Raw genomic sequence first — 18,759 nt, 5'->3', positions numbered from 1 at the left:
ATAATATGATGAACCGGTTTGTAAAACTGACCTTGGCCTGCAGCGCATCCGCGCTTGCGCTAATTGGTACCGCACACGCGCAAGAGGGGTTCAGCATCACCATCAATGACGAACCCTATGCAGGTGATCCGTCACTGGCCAAGGCTGTTCGTCAGGTTGATCAACAATTGGCCGAGGCCGAGCTTCAGGTAAAGTTCGATGGCTTAGGCGTAACGCCGCGCCTGACCTTGGTTGTACTCAATTCAGGCACCCCAAAGGCGGGTGACACTGTTCATGTGCGCAGCGAACTGAATTACCCGGCGTTTGTTACACGTGGTGAACTGCGTTTGATTGAAACGGGGGCCCTTGGTGGTGCGCGCACCGTGAAGGTTGTTCCCATCGCGCCGAATGGCGAGGTGAAGTTCACCATGCCCGAGGGCGAAGGCATCGTCATTGCGCACCGCGTCTATGACCGGCTTGGCCGTTATGATGAAACCGTTCCTTCCGCGATTTCGTCGCGAAGCAATGCAGGCAGATCGGACAAAGCCGAGGCAGGTGTTGATACCGCAGGGCGTCGACGCATTCCGGTACGCGGTGGCGCTGTCACCGTCAGCGGCTCGAACGTTGTACCGGGTGGCACGATCAGAACTTTGAACGAAAGCGTTGTCGCAGATCGTTCTGGCAGTTTTGTCATTCAACGCATTCTGCCACCGGGAGACCACGCGGTTGGAGTGTCCGCACCGGGCACGCGGGTTGGATATCTGGAGCGCCAGATCACGATCCCGCAAGCCGAATGGTTTGGAACCGCGCAAATTGATCTGACGTTTGGGCGCAAGTTTCAGGGCGGCTCTGACGCTGCCGGCGGTCCGTTTGAGCGCGACTATGGATATGGGCGTGTTGCGGGCTACATCACCGGCAAAACCGCCAATGGCTGGGACCTGACCGCGCGTATCGACACGGGCGAGGACGAGTTCAAGAACCTGTTCAAAGATCTGGATGAAAAAGACCCGCAAGCACGCTTGCGCCGAATGACGCTGGAAGATGCCTATCCGACCTATGGGGATGACAGCACGCTGATTGATGGTGCGCCTTCTGACGGCAAGATCTACCTACGCGCCGAACGTGATGGCAGCCACATCCTGTGGGGCAACTACAAAAGCGAAATTGAGAACAGCACCTACCTTCGCAATGAGCGCACGCTTTATGGTGCTCAGGCATTGTATCGCTCACCGCTGCAAACCCAGCGTGGTGAAAGCCGTGTTGCGGCCGAGGTATACGCCGCAAGCCCAGACCGCCTTCCGGGACGCGAGTATTTCGACGGAACCGGTGGGTCGGTCTATTTTCTGGCGCGTGATGATCTGATGCTGGGGTCCGAGACGATCTCGGTCGAGCTGCGTGACAAGCGCACAGGACGTCTGATTTCAACTCGGCAACTCGTGCATGGTCAGGATTACGAGATTGACTACAGCCAAGGTGTTGTGACGCTTGTCAGTCCTTTGTCGTCCTTTGGCGGCAGTGATGATCTGGTTTCTGAACCGGGAGGCGACCAGAATGTGCGCCTTGCCGTGCAATATGAATACACGCCGGGTGCGGATCTTGATGGCCTGTCCTACGGCGGTCGGGTCGAGGCCTGGGCCACAGACAGTCTTCGCTTCGGCGTCACCGGTATGGTCGAACAAACAGACATTGCCGATCAAACCGCAGTCGGTGCGGATGTGCGTTTGCAATTCGGCGAAGAAAGCTTCGTCGAGCTTGAATACGCCGAAACAGAGGGCCCGGGCTTTGGATCGTCGATCAGTTCAGATGGTGGTTTGATCGTCACCACGACCGCGACGGCAGGTCTTACAGATGGCACAGGTGAGGCTTGGCGCACCAAAGGACAAGCAGAGTTTGCCGATCTTGGACTCGCCATGCCCGGCCGCGTGACAGGGTATTATGAAAAACGCAGCGCGGGCTTCTCGACGCTGGACTACCAGATTGCCAATGACGAAGAGCTTTGGGGCGTGACGCTTGAGGCCGAGCCGACCGAGCGGTTGTCCTTCCGTCTTTATGCAGATGACTATAGCGACAGCACCGGCAAGGAATTGACGGAACTTGGTGCCGAGGTGTCGTTCAAGGCGACAGACCGCGTGACGCTGGATCTTGGTGTTGAACAGCTCGACAAAGTCACACCCGGCGGAGCCGCGGATGAAACTGGCCGTCGCACGGATGCTGCCGTTCGCGTGACATATAAGCAAAGCGACGATCTGACGCTTTATGCCTTTGGGCAGCACACGCTGAGCCGATCCGGCGGGTTGAAACGGAATGACCGCTACGGGGCAGGTGCCAAATATCGCTTTGCGCAGAACTGGACTGTGGAAGGTGAACTGTCTGATGGCACCGATGGTTTCGGGGCTGACCTGATCTTCAATTACCAAAGCGATGGCTATGACAGCGCATATTTCGGGTACCGGCTTGAACCCGGACGCGAACTGTCTGGCGTGACACTGAATGGCTCGGACAGCGGACGATTTGTGCTGGGTGGCAAGCGGCAAGTCAGCGATGACGTAAAGATTTACGGCGAAAACACCTATGACGTTTTTGGCGCGCATCGCTCGCTGGTCAGCGCCTATGGCGTCGAATATGACTACGATGATTATCTGACCTTCTCGGGCGGGTTTGAAATGGGTCGCATTGATGATGACGTCAATGGTGATTACGAACGCAACGCGTTCTCGATCGGTGCCCGCTATGATGACGGCGAAGCGCTGAGCCTTGCTGCGAAGCTCGAATACCGCCGGGATCGCGGGATAACTACGGGCACCGTCCGGGACGCGGATGCGTGGCGGTTGGCGGCCTCAGGTCGCTACAAGATCGACGAAAGTCGCCGGTTCGTCTTCTCGGTCGACCACACGAATATTGAAAGCGTCGATCCAGCGCTGGACAACGGAATCTATACCGACGCGGTGCTGGGATATGCCTTCCGCCCGATCGAACATGACCGTCTAAACATGCTGTTCCAATACCGCTATTTCCACGACTCGGTGGGACAGATCGTCGACAACACAAGCGAACGTGGCACCCGCCAGGAAAGCCACATCCTGTCCTTCGATGTTGAGTATGATCTATCACCCAAATGGACCATGGGCGGTAAAGTTGGTCTGCGCAAATCCTTGTCTTCACCCAGCGAAGGCGTCGCGTTCCAGCAAAATGACGCGGGCCTAGCTGTTCTGAATGCGCGTTATCACGTGGTGCACAATTGGGACATGCTGTTTGAGGCGCGCCATTTGGAGGCCAAGCAGGCAGGTGTTTCGGAAACCAGCTTCCTTGGTGCGGTGTACAGACACTTAGGTGACAACGCGAAGATCGGGGTTGGCTATAACTTTGGCAGCTTTAGCGATGACCTGACGGATATGACCTTCAACGACGAAGGCGCATTCCTGAACATCGTGGCCAAGTTCTAAGTGGATAGATCCATGACTTTGCACCAGTGCTTGCCACGCAAAAAAACATCAGTGATTTGCGGGCAATCGGTGCCATCACAATAAGCAATTGGATCCGACTAGTACGGTCCAAAATGGTCGTGTGGCGCAACCAACAAGTATGGAAGCGCCACAAGTCATACACACTTAGCCGTTCAGTGCATCAACCGCATCTTTAATAACAGAAGTGGCCTGAAGGCTTTCCAATCGCGCACTGATACGGCGAGATTCCTGTTCATGGTTTTCGCCCATCCTGTCGATCGTTTCGATGATTTGATCGACCCCGGGATTGCGAATGTCAAACACGTACTCTTCCTGTTGGAAATGCTCCGCGAGGTCGATGTATTTGTTGGCCCAGCCAAGAATGATCACCGGAACGCCACTTCTGTAAGCGAACACCACCGAGTGGTATCGGGATGCGACGATGTATTTGAACTTCCCGATAATCTCGATCAGCTCCGGGCTCGCATACTCTTTGGTGATCAAGCTCACCTTGTCGCGGTTCTTTGTTTTTTTCAGAACACTTTCAACAAGGTGATCATCGGCTGTGGACGTGTTCAGGATATACACGTTCTCGCCCTTATCGACCAATCTGTCCAACGCCTTGGCGTAAAGATCAAAGACTGCATCTGAATCGCCAATTCGGAACACGTTCTCGTTGATAATGAAGCCAACAGAACCTTCAGCTGGGTATTCCAGCTCCTCATCGCTAGAGCGAGCGTAGATTTCGCTCGCTGTTGGGAAAAGCTTTTCTCGGATGACCATGTCTGACGACAACTCGATGTTGTTCAAACCAAGAGATTCAAGGCACGCGTAGCCTTCTTTCTCACGTGGATAGATTTTTGTGGCGTAAGACAGCTCTTTTTTTACCTTCTTAAGGAACTCTTCATTGTTGCCGCCATCATCCCAATCAAATGGCCCGAAACTTTGGGGCATAAGGATGATCTTCTTGTTGTAACGCTTGGCGAGCCTGATCGTCTGCAGCAGCATCTCGCCGCCACCTTTAGGCCAGCCCGAGCCGAGTGTGTAACCGCTTGCATCCAAAATGGCATCTGCTTCCCGCAACGCTTTTTCCATTGCTGGCACTGCGCCGTTCCATTTGTCAGTTTTTCTGCGTTGTCCCGCGTAACGCGTGAGCAGGGGCTCCAAAAATGGTATCTTGTTCAGGTGGTATTTGAACACCAGGCGCGTGTAGTCATCATATGGCAACAACTCGAAGGCATATTGTTCAGGCGAGTCATATTTGTTCGAAAAACCAACGACTTCACAATCTTTGAAGATCGACTTCAAACCGTAGCATAGGGACAGAAACATGGCTTGAGAGCCTTTGTTCCTCATCTGGATTCCGGTGATAATAAACTTTTTCATTTTAATAAGCGGAAGACATTGCGCTTCCACATCCCCTTTTCGTTTTTCCAAGCTTTCGCCGGTGTCGTTTCTTATTAAGCATCAAGTTATCATGTGGTCTACACCAAGGCCTTGGGCCAGCTCGAACGCGTTTATCAAGGCAAATGTATTATTAGCAGGTTCAATCCTATGAGTCATACCAATGGCTCAGCGACTGACCACTCATCTTTTCAAGCGCCTCTATGGAAGGATGATAATAGTCATTCAGGCGGTTTCGCAGTTCATCTGTTAACTGTGGATACTGAATTTCACGTGTCACCATCCCACGGATTGCCTCGAACCCCGAAGTTCCGCGCAAAGGCCGCACAATCGGCTTCAACCATGCAAGGCTCTTGCGCAATTTGGGCGAAACAGTCGGCGACTTCTTGTCCTTTACCTTCGCTCGCCCAATTGAAGAAATTGAGCGTTGAGGCAAGCCAATGTGAGAGCGAACCTGCGACATCTGCCCTTCTGGGTCCTGCGCCACTCCTTCGAAAAACAGGATCAGAAGCTTATCGCGTCCATAGAGGTCGATATAGGTTTGCAAATGCGACGCGAATTTTCCAGAGATCAGATACTTGAGATTTTCACCCAAGGTGGGATCGAGGTAGGATTCAATATCAGGGCCAACTTCACCGCGCCTAAACCGCATGCAGTAACTGGAATAGGCACGCTCTACCGGGTTGCGCAGTTGAGCGATCAGCTTCACGTGCGGCATGTCATTGTGAAGACGCATCGCAGAGTCGGGTTCGTAAAGATAGGAATTGGATTTCTCGCCAACAATCCGATCACTCAGTTCTTCGTTGAACTGCGAAAAATACCAATCCTGTCCACGACTATATTCTCTGGAAAAGTAGTGAAGTTCCGGATCAGGCATGTGAACTGCCGGATCCGCCTGCAACTGTTGCTGAAGCCAGGTTGTTGCCGACTTTGCGGCGCCAATTATTACAAAATCGATATCGCTGAAATGCATTGGCTAGTGGCGTCTCCGATTGATGCGCTGGAAAACGGACCGGTAATTGCCGATCGTATCAAGCAAATGAAAAATAGGTTTTTGGGAGGTTAAATTCCCCGTTTCGATTAAACGTTCCGTGTCAGGATCATGGCAGCTGTACTGAGCTGTCAAGGGCTGCGACGAATTTGACCGGATTTTGGACTGAATTTCAGGGCTTTGTGGGGATATGCGCGCTATGCGGGCGCTTTGAAAACGGCTTAAGCTGTGAAATCTGTGAAACGGCTTCTCGTTGCAAGCCAATTCGTATCGATGTCTTGAGCAGCGAACATGTTTGCGGCGTGGCATAGCACCGTCCACATGAGCGGCGCTAAACCATGAGATTTGGCACGCGTGAAGCGTATGTCGACAGCTTTGAGATGTGTTTATGAAACCGAAAATCTCCACCGATCAATTCAACACGCCAGGTTGCCCTAATATTCCATCGTCTTCATAGGCTAGCTTAAACAAAAAAGACGCTAAGTCGTTGTTTGGAAACTGCCAGAACTGTGCGTTTTTTGTGCGGTCCGATTGTAAAAAACCGCGTAGATCAAATCGCTCCGTGCCTCAGTAGTCGATCTAGGGGGTCGTTACTAGGCATTGCAGCTAAGGGGCAGCATTTCAAATGGGCCGCGTTCTTGTGTTGATCGACACAACGCCGCGCCAAGAATCTTGGTTAAGCCGTCACCATGTCAGGTTTGTCTGTTGTAACGCAGGTCTTCGATCACTTCAGGACGGCCTGTAGGCTTTCTTTGGGCCCGGGTGTAAACGACCTACGTTAGCTAATCCTGCGCGTCATTCAGTGGCCGCTTCTCTGATTTCTCTGCTCATGAATTCAACAAACACTTTCACGCGCGATTTTCGAAACGCTGATGGCAGTTGTACAGACTGAATTGGCAATGTGCGCGATGGGAATCCGGATAGAAGCTCGATCAATCGCCCTGTCTTAAGGTCATCCCCAAGAAATACATCTGGGCACATGAAGACCCCCAAACCCGCCCGTGTTGGCACCAGGCATGCGGGTGGGCTATTGGCAAGAAATGGGCCCGCGACCGGAACCAGCGCCTGTTGCCCATCGATGTTGAAGAACCAGCGATTGGGGTCTGGGTTATTTGCGTCTCGGATGCAAACGTGGTCAGATAGCTGGAAGGGATGATCGGGTGCTCCGTGTTTCTCGAGATAGGTCGGGGCAGCAACTACTTTCATGCTCGTTTCGCCAAGTTTCCGGACAATCAGGCTTGAATCACTCAGGTTGCCGATCCGGATCGCGATATCGAAACCACCTTTGGCCAGATCGACATAGTGATCTGACAACTCTAACTCGATGGTGACGTTTGGGTGTTGTTCGACAAAGCGATTGGCCGCATAGGCCACAGCTGTATCCCCGTAGGTAAGCGGTGCTGCGACACGGACAGTCCCTTTAAGCCCCCCGGTGCTGTCAAATTCAGATTCCAGATGTTCTAGCTCTGCAAGGACGCGTCGCGCGCCTTCCAGATATCGCTCGCCTTCGTGAGTAAGCGACATGGATCGCGTCGTGCGATGCAGTAATGACATGCCAAGTTGGTTTTCAAGCCCGGCCACGCGTTTGCTGACAAGCTTATTGGATATACCCAAACGCTGGCCTGCTGCAGCGAATGAACCGGTCTCCACAACGGCAACAAAACTTTGCATCCCATCAATTCGGTCCAACTGATTATCTCCAAAATGGCGACACTTAATCCTACTTATCGCCATTTTGCGGTCAAATAACCATGACTAAGTTCCTCTCAATTGGAAACGCAGGAGATACCAACATGGCAACGTCAGACGCCCCTATTTCGATCGGTCGGGTCACATTGACCGTCCGCGATCTGGACCAGATGGTCGCTTTTTACGAAGGCGTCATAGGTCTTGGCCTAATCCAGCGCAGCGGTGAAATGGCACTTCTGGGTACAGACGCCACCGCGTTGATTGAATTGCGCGAGGATCGCAATGCCACACCGTTTCCATGGGAAGCGGGCCTTTTCCATACGGCCTTCTTGTTACCATCCCAGCAAGATCTCGGCGCGTGGTTGGTCTATGCCGGCGAGCGTGGTGTGAGGATTGATGGAGCATCACATCACGGTGTCAGTGAAGCGCTTTATCTCAACGATCCGGAAGGAAACGGAGTTGAGATCTACCGAGACCTGCCGCGCGATGCTTGGAGCCGTATCGGGGGCACGGTGCAAATGACCACGCACCCGCTTAACCTTCGCGCGCTCACAAAGAACTCGGGTCAATGGAAAGGCGTGCCACAAGATACCGTTATCGGCCACGTCCACCTGAGGGTGGGTAATGTGACGAAAGCCGCCGAGTTCATCACTGGCAAGATCAGCATGGCGCAAACATTCCAACGTCCCTCTGCACGCTGGTTCGGGTCCGGCGGCTACCATCACCACCTTGCCGTTAACGAATGGCAATCGCATGGGGCAGATCAGCGATCTAAAGGCGCGACCGGTCTGTCCAGCGTCGAGCTGCTTGCATCACCAAACGTATTGTCCCCAGGCCACCTCTTCGATCCCTGGGGAACAGAATTCAAAGTCACTTCGGCGCAGGTTCGCGCCGCTTGAACCCCGTCACAACCAACCAAATCAAGGAGACTACCCATGACACCTAAAGAGATTGTTTTAGAGGTTGTTGCAGCCATCTTTATCAACTTCGAGCCCTCGGCGGCTGAGCAGTTGCTTGCCAAGAACTATGTTCAACATAACCCAGCGGTTCCGACCGGCGCGGCACCGATCCTTGGGTTTATCCCAGGCCTCAAGGAAAGCGGGATCGAAGTCGAAATTCATCGCGTCATCGCCGAGGGCGACCTGGTCGTACTGCACACGACATATACAAATGCACAGGCATTTGGTGCCGAGGCGCTGGTTGGCTTCGATGTCTTCCGGGTCGAAGACGGCAAGGTGGCAGAGCATTGGGACAACTTGACGCCAGTCGCCGCGCCGAACCCATCAGGGCACACACAGACCAATGGTCCGACCGAGGTCTCTGATCTGGCCAAGACCGCCGAAAACAAGGCCCTGGTCACAGACTTCGTTGAAACCATTCTAAAAAAGGGCGCTGTCGATCGGATCACCGATTTCCTGTCTACCGAAACTTACATCCAACACAACAGCCAAATCTCCGACGGTTTGGAAGGCCTCGGTGCCGCTCTGGCCGCCATGGCGGAGCAGGGCATCCAGATGGTTTACACTGATCTGCACATGGTTGTTGCCGAAGGTGATTTCGTTTTCACTGCATCCGAAGGTGCGCTAGGTGGCGCACCGACGGCTTTCTTCGACCTGTTCCGCGTGGATGGCGGCAAGATCGTCGAGCACTGGGATGTGATCGCGGATATCCCTGCCAAGATGGCTCACGAAAACGGTAAATTTTGATGGAGAACAAAATGAAAGCACTACTGACGACAGCTTTCATGCTTTTAGGGAGCGCAGCAATGGCACAAGACAATGGGGTGATCGAGATCATTACCATGAACCTAGCTGAATGCGTCACGGCCGAGGCTTTTGCACCCATCGACAAGGCGATGGAAGACGAACACGTTAGCAAGCAGCCCGGGTTTATCTCGCGTCAGTCGGCATTCAGCGACGGCAAATGGGCGGTTGTTGTAAACTGGAAAAGTCCAGAAGAGGCCCAAGCCTCGATGGATAGCTTTGCTTCTGCCCCCGGCCGCAGAAACATTCATGAGCATGATTGATGCATCCACAATGGCTATGACGCGCTACAATCTGGCGCCTTAGGCTTGCGAATTCAGGAAAGGTACCCGTGTTAGTTCACGGGTACTTATCCGTTTTGGTGGCCGCTTGATCATGGGGTGTCTTGGGGGGATTAGAGCTTACAGCGCATCGCAGAGTTCACCTTCGGTGGGGTGCAGACAAAGTAGAGCGGATTGGGGCAGAAAACGGCCCATCTTACTAGGTACGTGCAGCTTCAAAGGCTGCCCACGCAGCTTCGAAAGCGTCGAAATCAAATCCGTCCTTGCGTGCGGGTTCAAGAACCAGTTTTTCAGTGTCGAGCAGACGGTGGATGGCCTCTTCCAGATCTGGAAGAACCTCGGGCGGAATGACAAGCGCGCCATGCCGGTCGGCGTGAACCAAATCTCCATCGGCAATCTCCAAACCGAACACGGATACGGTTGTTCCGATCTCTTTTACATGCACAAACCCATGGCTGGGGCCGATGGAGCCGGCGACGACTGGGAATTCGTCGGGTAGATCCCCCAGATCGCGCATTACGCCGTTGGTCAATGCACCAGACAGGCCAAAGCCTTTGTGAACCGTCGTGTTGATCTCGCCCCAATATGCGCCGATGCAATGTGGGAAATCGATGTCTTCCACAACCGAGATGGCTGGGCGCGGCCCTTCGGCCATATGACGATAGTAATCCATGCGGCGGGATTTGATGACTTCCGGTGGTTCTTCTGGCGGCGCCACAGCTGCGATCTTTGCAGTGCGTGCGTATCCGACCATGGCGGGTGCATCGGGATGTGAGGCCAACATCGTGCCACGTGTGAAAGCGTTGAACCCGCGTTTGCCTTGCGCCACTTCGATGGCATTGCACACGGTCGGTGTGTCGACCTTCTTCAGCAGGTTTAGAAGCGTGTCGTCCATTTAATCCTCCAGCCAGCGGGCAAGCGCTGCATTGGTATTTTCCGGTTGCTCTAATGTCGGCAAATGACCGGCCCCCTCGATAATTTCGAGCCGCGCATCCGGGATCAACTCGGCCATCAGTTCGTGGCGAGACACCGGGCAGAGCGTATCTTCTCGCCCGCACAGAACCAATGCGGGGAGATCGGTGTTTCGCAATGTCTCGGACTGATCGGGGCGGTCCATCAGGGCACGCGATTGGTTCAGAAAGACATGCGGCCCGAGTTCGAGCGCCATATCCATGCAAAGATCGAGGATCGCAGCTTTGCGCGGGCCGTCGCTTAGATAATTGGGTTTCATTTCGTCGCGCATGACCGAGGAAAGATTGCCCTCGCGCACGGCCATCATCTGGGGCAGACGACGGGTTTTTACCACCTCTTGTTCGGCCAAGGGGTTGGTGTCAAGAAGGGCTATACGCTCTACCCGCTCGGGGGCCTGCTTCAAGATTTCCATCGCAACGATCCCGCCCATCGACAGGCCCAGCAACGCGAACCGCGACGGTGCATAAGACAAAATACCCGCTGCCAATTCCTCGACGCTGGAATGCGCCGAGATCGGAGCACAAATGACGGCCCGACGGCCCGAAAATGCAGCGATCTGGGGCTCAAACAGCCTCGCGTCGCACATCATGCCGGGGATCAGGACAAGTGGCGTCATTTGACCAACGCTGCCCCTTCGGACAGGGCTGACAGTTTGGCATAGGCGATGTCTGGGTCGACCGCGCCAAAGCCCGCAAAGGTACCAAAACCGCAGTCTGATCCGCCGATCACGCGGTCTGTGCCGACGATGTCGACGAAGCGTTCAATGCGCTGTGCAACCAATTCAGGGTGTTCCACAAAGTTGGTGGTGGTGTCGACGACGCCGGGCACCAGAACCTTGTCATCAGGAATGTCCGCCTTGCGATTGCGGAAGGTCGTCCATTCATGCCCGTGACGGGGGTTAGAGGTCTCAAACAGCACATAGCGCGATTTCGTCGACATCAGCGTGTCGAACATCTTCGACATTGGAATGTCACAGCAATGGGGACCTTCGTAGTTACCCCAACAAATATGGACGCGCACTTTATCGGCAGGCACGTCGGACAACGCGTGGTTCAATGCCTCGACATGCAAGTTCGCCACCTTGATGAACTCGTCATCTGAAAGGTCGGTGAACAGCATGTGACGCGACAGGGCAAGGTCTGGGCAATCCAGTTGAAGATCCAGCCCCGAAGCAACGATGGTTTCGTATTCCGTCTTCATAGCGTCGGCCAGAGCTGCCAGATAGGCCTCACGCGATTTGTAGTAGTCATTCTGCAGGAAGAGCGAAATCACACCGGGGCTGGCGGCGTTCATGAAACCACGTTCCGCACCATGCTCGTCCATTGCGGCCTTGAGGTTCGCGATGTCTTTCTCAAGCTCGCCTTGCCCCTTGGACTTCACCTCACCCACGCACATTGGGCGCGCATATTGCGGCGTGCCACCGTCATCCGCCAACCGCTGCAGAAAACCCGGGAACATCTTCAGATCGGCGGGCGCGTTGCGCGGGCTGTCACCCCCAAAACCGGTGTAGCGATCCTTCACATAAGTGGCATAGGAAATCTTGGACGTTTCACCGTCCGAGACAATGTCGATCCCAGCCTCAACCTGTTTGCGAACTGTGTCCGAGACGGCCGAGGTCATACACGTATCAAATGCGGCCTGATCAAATGGCGTTTCGTTCTCGCGCGCGAAAATGAAATCCACGACGTCCTGAGTGCGCGGCAAAGAGCCCACATGAGTTGTCTTAATCTTGGTCATAATGGGCGCTCTCCCTTTGATTATTCTACCGAACCGGTCAGGCCAGCTGGGTCGTCCGTTGCGCGGATACGATAGAGGCTGGCTTCGCCCGTCATAGACGGCGTGACGGAATGCGCCTCGCCTGCTTTGATCAGGCAGGTGTCGCCTGGGTTCAGAACACTTTCTTCCCCTTGGATACTGACTTTCCAATGCCCGCGCACAGGCATCAGAACGGTGTTCTGATCATGCGTGTGCACATCAGGCGAGATCGAGTTGCGCGACAGGAAATCCACCTCGAACCCGGGACGATCACGCAGGATCGCGTCGGCACCAATGACCGTGGCAGGCTGTTTGTCTGACAACGCCATCAAGTCCCAGTATCGTGCAACGTGATTTGGCAGAACGTCTGCCGTGGTCGGCTCGGCCCGCTTGGCCAGGTCTTCATCTGACATGAGCGGCATGGGATTGACGTTGTGGGGCAGTTCATCGCCCTTCTTCGTGTCATAGAGCACCCCGTTTTCGCCCAGCACGAGGCCATGGTCCGCCGCATCCTCGATCACCTGTGGTGCCCAATGCACGCCACCACCAGCGTCGTCGCCGCCAAGGACCGCCATGATCATTCCATAGTCAGTGCCGATGTTTTCAAACCCGCGAAATATGCCGGTCGGGATGTTGAAGATGTCACCCTCTTCCAACGTCACCTCGCCAGCATCACCCCAACGGCCCCAGAAGAACCGCCACTTTCCCTTCAGGACAAAGAAGACCTCGGCGGTGTTGTGGTCATGCAGCGAGTTGCGACAACGTGGTGGTTGGCCAGCGGCGCCAATGTTGAATCCGATCTGGTCAGCGATATGCACGTGCTGGTCAGGGCTTTCAGACACACCGCCACCGATGATGGTGAAGTTTTCCTTCTGATCCGACCCCGGCGTATGGGCGTCGATGAAGGCGGTTTTACAGGGCTTCAGATCGCCGTAGCGAACGATGTGGTTCTCAATGTTACTCATTTTCTAATCTCCTTTGGTTTGGGTTTGAGTGGTTCAAACCCGCCCTCCGGGGGGACGATTGTTTAGCCGACGCGCGCGCAAAGATGCCAAGAAGCCATGACGATGTTTTAGCTGGAAGGTTTCGAAAAGTTTCATTCCTCATCCTTCCAAACTTCGCTTCGTTCGGGTCGAAAAAGAAATTTCAAATGATGTCCTTGTGAATGCTTCAAGGTTTTCAGCGTTTCTTCATTGAGTTCGCTCAGGTCGTTACCGCCCCAAGCTTCCGAAATTAGATGGAAATGCTCATTTGATGAGTTGCCCTCAGGAAGCTCAAGCGCCATGAGCCGCTCAACGATTACATCGCGTGCCTTCCTATCCATGAATAAGATCGCTTCACCTTGCTCACCAACTGATAGACCAATTTTCATAGATCACCCGTCTGCATCAGGATCTGCTTCCAGATCGAGACATGGTCAAACAATGTCCATTCACGGCGCAATCCGTATGGTCCAAACTCCGCGTGGGTGAAGCCCATCACATAGACGTCAGCCCCAGTCGGCTGGCCAAACATGCCCCATCCATCGTGCTTGCCATGCAGGCTCCAACGGATAGCAGCACGCGGCGAAAGCATGGGATCTTCGCGCCCAATCTGGTGCTCGATTTTAAACTCTGCATTCGGGAAAGACGCGCGCAGCCCCATCCAGAGCTTTTCAGTATCCGCCCATGAATGCACGGTGGTTGAGGCTGGATGCTCGGTCTGTACGGCGCGGTCGTACTCGGCACGGATCACGGCAAAATCCTTGTCCATCATCCGGGTCAGGATGTCGGCCATTCGTGCTCCCCATTCGTTGTCGTTGCCGCGCCCTTTGTAAGGGCCTTCGACATCGACAGCGGGGCAGAACGGTTTGACGCAATGCGCCGGTCCACCTTCACGCGCGATCAGGTTGCGTGCGAATTTTTTGGGTTTCATTCCCAATTGCAAAACAATGCCTGCGGTGTCGCGGATCAGCCATTCATCGTTGATCTGGTCATTGATCGCGGCGCAATCGGCAATGGCGCGGATCACGAACCGCTTGCCGGTGGCAGGTCCGAAATAGCCGCCGCCCGTATGCGTACCCATGGTCAGCAAGCGGTGCGAAGATAGAAAACCATCGTCTTCGTTGCCGGACCAGATCACATCCTCGCCCGTCAATTCGCGGTCCGGAAATTCAGCCAGCGTGGCCAGCGTGCCATTCATCGTGCGTTGGTTGCCGATCGACACGCCCTCGGGAAAGCGCATCGGGATGTCTTCGGCATAATAGTGGTTCAGAGTGGCGATGCCGCGCTCTTCCCAGATCTCTCGGGTAATTTTCAGGATGTAGTCCGGGAAATCGGTAAACTTTGGGTTAAATCCCTTCATGTGGTCCATCCTTCTGGAATGCGGGCTGATCCGCGCAGGATCAGCGGGCCATCAATGGCGATCCGGCGTGGTTCGCCTTGGTTGTTTTCAATTTGGTCGAGCAGGATTTCGACCGTGTCAGCGACCATGCGATTGGCAGGTTGGCGCACAGTGGTCAGGTCATAGGCCGGCCAACCAGCGGCAGGCACATCGTCGAACCCCACGACCGAAACGTCGTCGGGCACCTTCAGGCCAAGTTCAAACCGCAGCGTATCCATGACTGCGACAGCCATATGGTCGTTGGCGACGAAGACGGCTTCGGGTGGGTCTGATGCAAACATCTTACGGGTGGCTTCGGCGGCTTTCTCCATGGTGAAATCGCCCGAGGCACGGGAATGCAAAGTAACCCCCGCCTCAGCGAGCGCCGAGATGAAGCCCGCCTCTCGGTCACGTTGGGTTGATGCGCCTTCCCACCCTGCGATGTGGCCGATTTTGCGATGCCCAGCGGCCAGCAGGAACTCTGCAATCTTGCGCCCACCAGCATAGTTGTCCGAGGTTACGGCTGACATGTTCGGGTCATCTTGGCTCCGGTTGAACAGCACCATCGGCACGCCTGCGGCCCGGCAGCGTTCGGACAGGTCTGACGACATGGCGACCGAGGCTGCGATGATTCCATCCACTTGATAATCAAGAATTTCCTCTACAACCGCGTCGATATTTCCTGCCGTTTGCTCGGCCAGAAAGATAAGAACGTGATAGCCACGCTGTTGCAGCTCGTTCGACAGTTTTTCAAGCGCTTCGGGGTAGAACTGGTTTTCCAGGTAGGCCACGATCAAGCCAATGATCCGGCTTTTGCCTGACACCATCGCCCGGGCCAGAACATTTGGGCGATAGCCCAGCTCAGCTGCCGCTTTGCGCACCTTCTCAATCGTCTTTTTGGAAGCGGAGGCCCCAGGTGTGAACACACGGCTGACAGCCGATTGGCTGACACCTGCGCGTTCGGCAACTTGTTGGGATGTGACCTTGGTTGTGTTCATTCTGCGGTCCAGCCTCCGTCGATCATCAGGGCTGAGCCGGTTACCAATGCCGAGGCATCGGAAGCGAGATAGGTTACCGCGCCCATGATATCTCCAACCTCGCCTACGCGCCCCAACTTGATCTTGTCTTCGATCCACGCACGTTTGTCTGGTTGCTCGAAAGTTGATCGGGTCAGGTCGGTCAGAATGAAGGTTGGGCAGATCGTGTTGACCCGAATGCCCGCTTTGCCCCACTCGATCGCCATGGATTTCGTGAAACCCTCAACCGCGTGTTTGGTGGCGCAATAAACCGCGCGATCCAGCCCGCCCACATGCGCCATCTGCGACGAGATATTGATCAGGCTTCCGGGTTTGCCCGCAGCAACCAGCCCCTTGGCGACCGCCTGTGTCAGGAAGTAAGCGCCTTTCACGTTCAGGTTTGCGACCGCGTCAAAATCATCTTCTGTCGTTTCGCTGGCCGGGCTATGGCGCGCCAGCCCGGCAGAGTTTACAAGGATGTCGAATGGCCCATTTTCTGCGATGGCTGCCTGTGTGCCCGCCACATCCGCCACATCCAAAGGCAGTGCGTTGGCGGACATGCCTGCCGCCTGCATCTCAGCAACCAGGTCGTCCAGAACGTCTGCGCGACGGGCAGCCAATGTTACCTGTGCCCCAGCTTCACCTAATGCGGCAGCGCACGCCAACCCAATACCAGAGCTAGCACCGGCCACTAACGCGCGTTTGCCATCAAGGCGGAATGAAGGGGTTTTGGGCAGGGTCATCAGGCGGCTCCTATCGGGTATGGAATGCGACCCGGAACGCGTGCTTTGTTGAACTCGCGCAACCGGGCAAACACATCTACGCCCAGCTGGGCATAGACGTCCAGCAGATCAACCAAAACCCAGTTTTCCCGAATGTGGTCGCCTTCGATCCGCCAGAAATCAAGGCTCTTCATGGTGATCTTCTGCCCAGCAGGGGCGATGCCCAGCCAACCGCCTCCGGTCACAGTCATTTGCATATTGGGCCAACCGGTCACGGCGACGTAATTGCCTTCAGCAAAGAAGTGCGAATTCAGCGTGCCGGTGGTACCGCCCTTGCGGTCGGGCAAAGCGTTCAAGAATGGGATCTGGTGCCAGTTGCGAAAGCCCGCAATGCCACGCGCAGTGCCGATACCTGCAGGCCCATACCAGTTCATGCGTGGGTGCCAGAAACGCTCGGCCTGCATGATTTCTGGCCCGCCTTCGGACGGATGGCGCGACAAGTGGGTGAGCATGTCAATCACCAGATCATGGCTGGCTTGACTGCGGGATGGATCATGATCCGAAAGCCCGTCTTGCGTCATCGGAGCAGGCACGCAGAACTCGCGCCCAAGACTAGGTGACATCGGCCAAGCGCCTGCTTGCATCATCACCTCGGGCACATCCCAGATCGCCTGAATCTCGACCACCGCGCCGCCATCCAGCCGAAAAAACTCGTGATAGCGCATATGGACCAGATGCCCGGTGGGCGGAATGTCCAGAAATGGGGCAACAAACGTGCCCATATAGTGACCCAGACAGCCGATCCACTGCGCCCCGTCACCATCCGTTCCCGTGACGATAAGCATGTCGCGACGTTCGAGATCAGGCAGGGCGTCAAAGAGCGGTGCATAGGCGCGTTCGTAAAGCTCGGTCCCGGGCATGTCGCCCAAGGGATGTGAGAGCCTTACCTTTGCGTCCTTGGCCAGAACCTTGGTCAGAGCCGCGCGCACTTCACCCTCGGAGAACTCCGACATGGCCGCGCGCAGCGGCGCGATCAAGGATTTGAGATACGCGGGCGTGCTCATTACTCGGCAGCCTCGCCATATGGCACGTTTTGACCGCCATAGCGGCGGACGCGCAGGTTGCATTGCTCGGCATGGCCTACGAACCCTTCAAGCAGGCAGAGCCGCGAGCCGTAGGCGCCGATCTTCGCCGCGGCTTCGTCTGTTGTGATCTTCTGATAGCTGTGCGTCTTGAGATATTTTCCGACCCAAAGTCCACCCGTGTATCGCCCAGCCTTCTTGGTGGGCAGCGTGTGGTTGGTGCCGATCACCTTATCGCCGTTTGAGACGTTGGTGCGCGGGCCAAGGAACAGCGCACCATAGCAGGTCATGTTCTCAAGGAACCAATCATCGCGGTCCGTCATCACCTGCACATGCTCGGACGCAATGTCGTCTGCAACCTCCAGCATCTCGTCATAAGTGTCACACAGGATAACCTCTCCGTAATCTTTCCAGCTGACGCCAGCGGTGCCTGCCGTGGGTAGGATTTTGAGAATGCGATCGACTTCGCTCAGGGTCTCTTCGGCCAGTTTGCGTGAGTTGGTCACCAGAACGGCGGGCGAGTTGTAGCCGTGTTCGGCTTGCCCCAGAAGGTCGGTCGCGCACATCTCTGCGTCGACGGTTTCGTCGGCGATGACCATGGTCTCGGTCGGGCCTGCGAACAGGTCGATCCCGACGCGACCAAATAGCTGCCGCTTGGCTTCGGCGACAAAGGCGTTGCCGGGGCCGACCAACAGATGAACGGGGTCGATACTTTCCGTACCAAGAGCCATCGCACCCACGGCCTGAATGCCACCCAGAACATAGATCTCATGTGCGCCGCCCAGATGCATCGCGGCGATCACGGCGGGGTTGGGTTCTCCGTTGAAGGGCGGTGTGCAGGCGATGATACGCGGCACGCCAGCGACCTTGGCAGTGGCGACCGACATATGAGCCGAGGCGACCATCGGGAACTTGCCGCCGGGCACGTAGCATCCGACCGACTGCACCGGAATGTTTTTGTGACCCAGAATGACGCCGGGCATGGTCTCGACCTCGATATCCAGCATGCTGTCGCGTTGGGCTTGGGCGAAGTTGACCACTTGTTCCTGCGCAAACTTGATGTCTTCAAGGTCGCGCGGGCTGACCTTGGCGATCAGGGCGTCGATTTCATCCTGCGTCAGGCGATAGCTGTCGCGGTCATAGCCATCGAACTTGTTGGCAAGCTCGCGCACGGCTGCATCGCCTCGCGTCTCGATGTCCTTCAGTGTTGCGGCCACGACGGCGGCCGTTTTCGCATCGTCTTCGGCGCGATCTGCTTCGGGTTTGCCACGTTTGAGGTATTCTATTGTCATTGCTTTTTC

17 protein-coding genes are annotated in these 18,759 nt (G+C 55.4%); 4 read left to right on the top strand and 13 right to left on the bottom strand.

The window, feature by feature from the left end; translation table 11 throughout:
* Positions 1-8 precede the first annotated feature (8 nt).
* On the top strand, positions 9-3,422 hold the full coding sequence (locus tag MWU55_RS01410; RefSeq protein WP_246933915.1) for a TonB-dependent receptor: 3,414 nt from the start codon (positions 9-11) through the stop codon (positions 3,420-3,422).
* A 165-nt stretch (positions 3,423-3,587) separates the two neighbouring features.
* Here MWU55_RS01410 and MWU55_RS01405 read toward each other — a convergent pair whose 3' ends face one another.
* The 3 genes from MWU55_RS01405 to MWU55_RS01395 form a co-directional block, all read right to left on the bottom strand.
* Positions 3,588-4,859, bottom strand: coding sequence for a polysaccharide pyruvyl transferase family protein (locus tag MWU55_RS01405; RefSeq protein WP_246933914.1), 1,272 nt, complete (start codon positions 4,857-4,859; stop codon positions 3,588-3,590).
* Between the two features lie 115 nt (positions 4,860-4,974).
* On the bottom strand, positions 4,975-5,799 hold the full coding sequence (locus MWU55_RS01400; protein WP_246933913.1) for a sulfotransferase: 825 nt from the start codon (positions 5,797-5,799) through the stop codon (positions 4,975-4,977).
* 813 nt (positions 5,800-6,612) lie between these two features.
* Positions 6,613-7,488, bottom strand: a complete 876-nt coding sequence (locus MWU55_RS01395) for a LysR family transcriptional regulator (protein ID WP_246933912.1) — start codon at positions 7,486-7,488, stop codon at positions 6,613-6,615.
* Between the two features lie 122 nt (positions 7,489-7,610).
* On the opposite strand from MWU55_RS01395, the gene MWU55_RS01390 reads away from it, so the two are divergent.
* From MWU55_RS01390 to MWU55_RS01380, 3 genes are read left to right on the top strand one after another with little or no spacing between them, the layout of a single operon-like run.
* Positions 7,611-8,405: a VOC family protein gene (locus MWU55_RS01390; protein WP_246933911.1), complete on the top strand. Its 795-nt coding sequence runs from the start codon at positions 7,611-7,613 to the stop codon at positions 8,403-8,405.
* Positions 8,406-8,441: 36 nt separating this feature from the next.
* Positions 8,442-9,212, top strand: coding sequence for a nuclear transport factor 2 family protein (locus MWU55_RS01385; RefSeq protein ID WP_246933910.1), 771 nt, complete (start codon positions 8,442-8,444; stop codon positions 9,210-9,212).
* 11 nt (positions 9,213-9,223) lie between these two features.
* On the top strand, positions 9,224-9,532 hold the full coding sequence (locus MWU55_RS01380) for a hypothetical protein (RefSeq protein WP_246933909.1): 309 nt from the start codon (positions 9,224-9,226) through the stop codon (positions 9,530-9,532).
* A gap of 217 nt (positions 9,533-9,749) precedes the next feature.
* Here MWU55_RS01380 and MWU55_RS01375 read toward each other — a convergent pair whose 3' ends face one another.
* From MWU55_RS01375 to hisD, 10 genes are all read right to left on the bottom strand, one after another.
* Positions 9,750-10,445: an RraA family protein gene (locus tag MWU55_RS01375; protein WP_246933908.1), complete on the bottom strand. Its 696-nt coding sequence runs from the start codon at positions 10,443-10,445 to the stop codon at positions 9,750-9,752.
* Positions 10,446-11,138: an alpha/beta fold hydrolase gene (locus tag MWU55_RS01370; protein WP_246933907.1), complete on the bottom strand. Its 693-nt coding sequence runs from the start codon at positions 11,136-11,138 to the stop codon at positions 10,446-10,448.
* The gene (locus MWU55_RS01365) at positions 11,135-12,259 is read right to left on the bottom strand and encodes a cobalamin-independent methionine synthase II family protein (protein ID WP_246933906.1); all 1,125 of its coding nucleotides are present in this window, start codon (positions 12,257-12,259) and stop codon (positions 11,135-11,137) included. Before MWU55_RS01365 ends, MWU55_RS01370 begins: the two co-directional genes overlap by 4 nt.
* Positions 12,260-12,279: 20 nt before the next feature.
* Complete coding sequence (locus tag MWU55_RS01360) at positions 12,280-13,242, bottom strand: cupin domain-containing protein (protein ID WP_246933905.1); 963 nt, start codon at positions 13,240-13,242, stop codon at positions 12,280-12,282.
* A gap of 131 nt (positions 13,243-13,373) precedes the next feature.
* Complete coding sequence (locus tag MWU55_RS01355; protein ID WP_246933904.1) at positions 13,374-13,649, bottom strand: hypothetical protein; 276 nt, start codon at positions 13,647-13,649, stop codon at positions 13,374-13,376.
* A complete protein-coding gene (locus MWU55_RS01350; RefSeq protein ID WP_246933903.1) occupies positions 13,646-14,620 on the bottom strand; it encodes an ester cyclase in 975 nt (324 codons plus the stop codon). The genes MWU55_RS01355 and MWU55_RS01350 overlap by 4 nt, the downstream gene beginning before the upstream one ends.
* Entirely contained in the window at positions 14,617-15,636 is a 1,020-nt protein-coding gene (locus MWU55_RS01345; protein ID WP_246933902.1) for a LacI family DNA-binding transcriptional regulator, read from the bottom strand. Before MWU55_RS01345 ends, MWU55_RS01350 begins: the two co-directional genes overlap by 4 nt.
* A complete protein-coding gene (locus MWU55_RS01340) occupies positions 15,633-16,397 on the bottom strand; it encodes an SDR family oxidoreductase (protein ID WP_246933901.1) in 765 nt (254 codons plus the stop codon). Before MWU55_RS01340 ends, MWU55_RS01345 begins: the two co-directional genes overlap by 4 nt.
* The gene (locus tag MWU55_RS01335; protein ID WP_246933900.1) at positions 16,397-17,440 is read right to left on the bottom strand and encodes an ester cyclase; all 1,044 of its coding nucleotides are present in this window, start codon (positions 17,438-17,440) and stop codon (positions 16,397-16,399) included. The genes MWU55_RS01340 and MWU55_RS01335 overlap by 1 nt, the downstream gene beginning before the upstream one ends.
* Positions 17,440-18,750 (bottom strand): histidinol dehydrogenase, encoded by a 1,311-nt coding sequence (gene hisD / locus MWU55_RS01330; protein ID WP_246933899.1) that lies wholly within the window; start codon positions 18,748-18,750, stop codon positions 17,440-17,442. Before hisD ends, MWU55_RS01335 begins: the two co-directional genes overlap by 1 nt.
* Between the last annotated feature and the right edge of the window lie 9 nt (positions 18,751-18,759).

This window comes from Aliiroseovarius sp. F20344 (genome assembly GCF_023016155.1).
Lineage (GTDB): Bacteria > Pseudomonadota > Alphaproteobacteria > Rhodobacterales > Rhodobacteraceae > Aliiroseovarius.
Note: the sequence above shows the minus strand (reverse complement) of the source record. Positions and strands in the feature narration are given on the sequence as shown.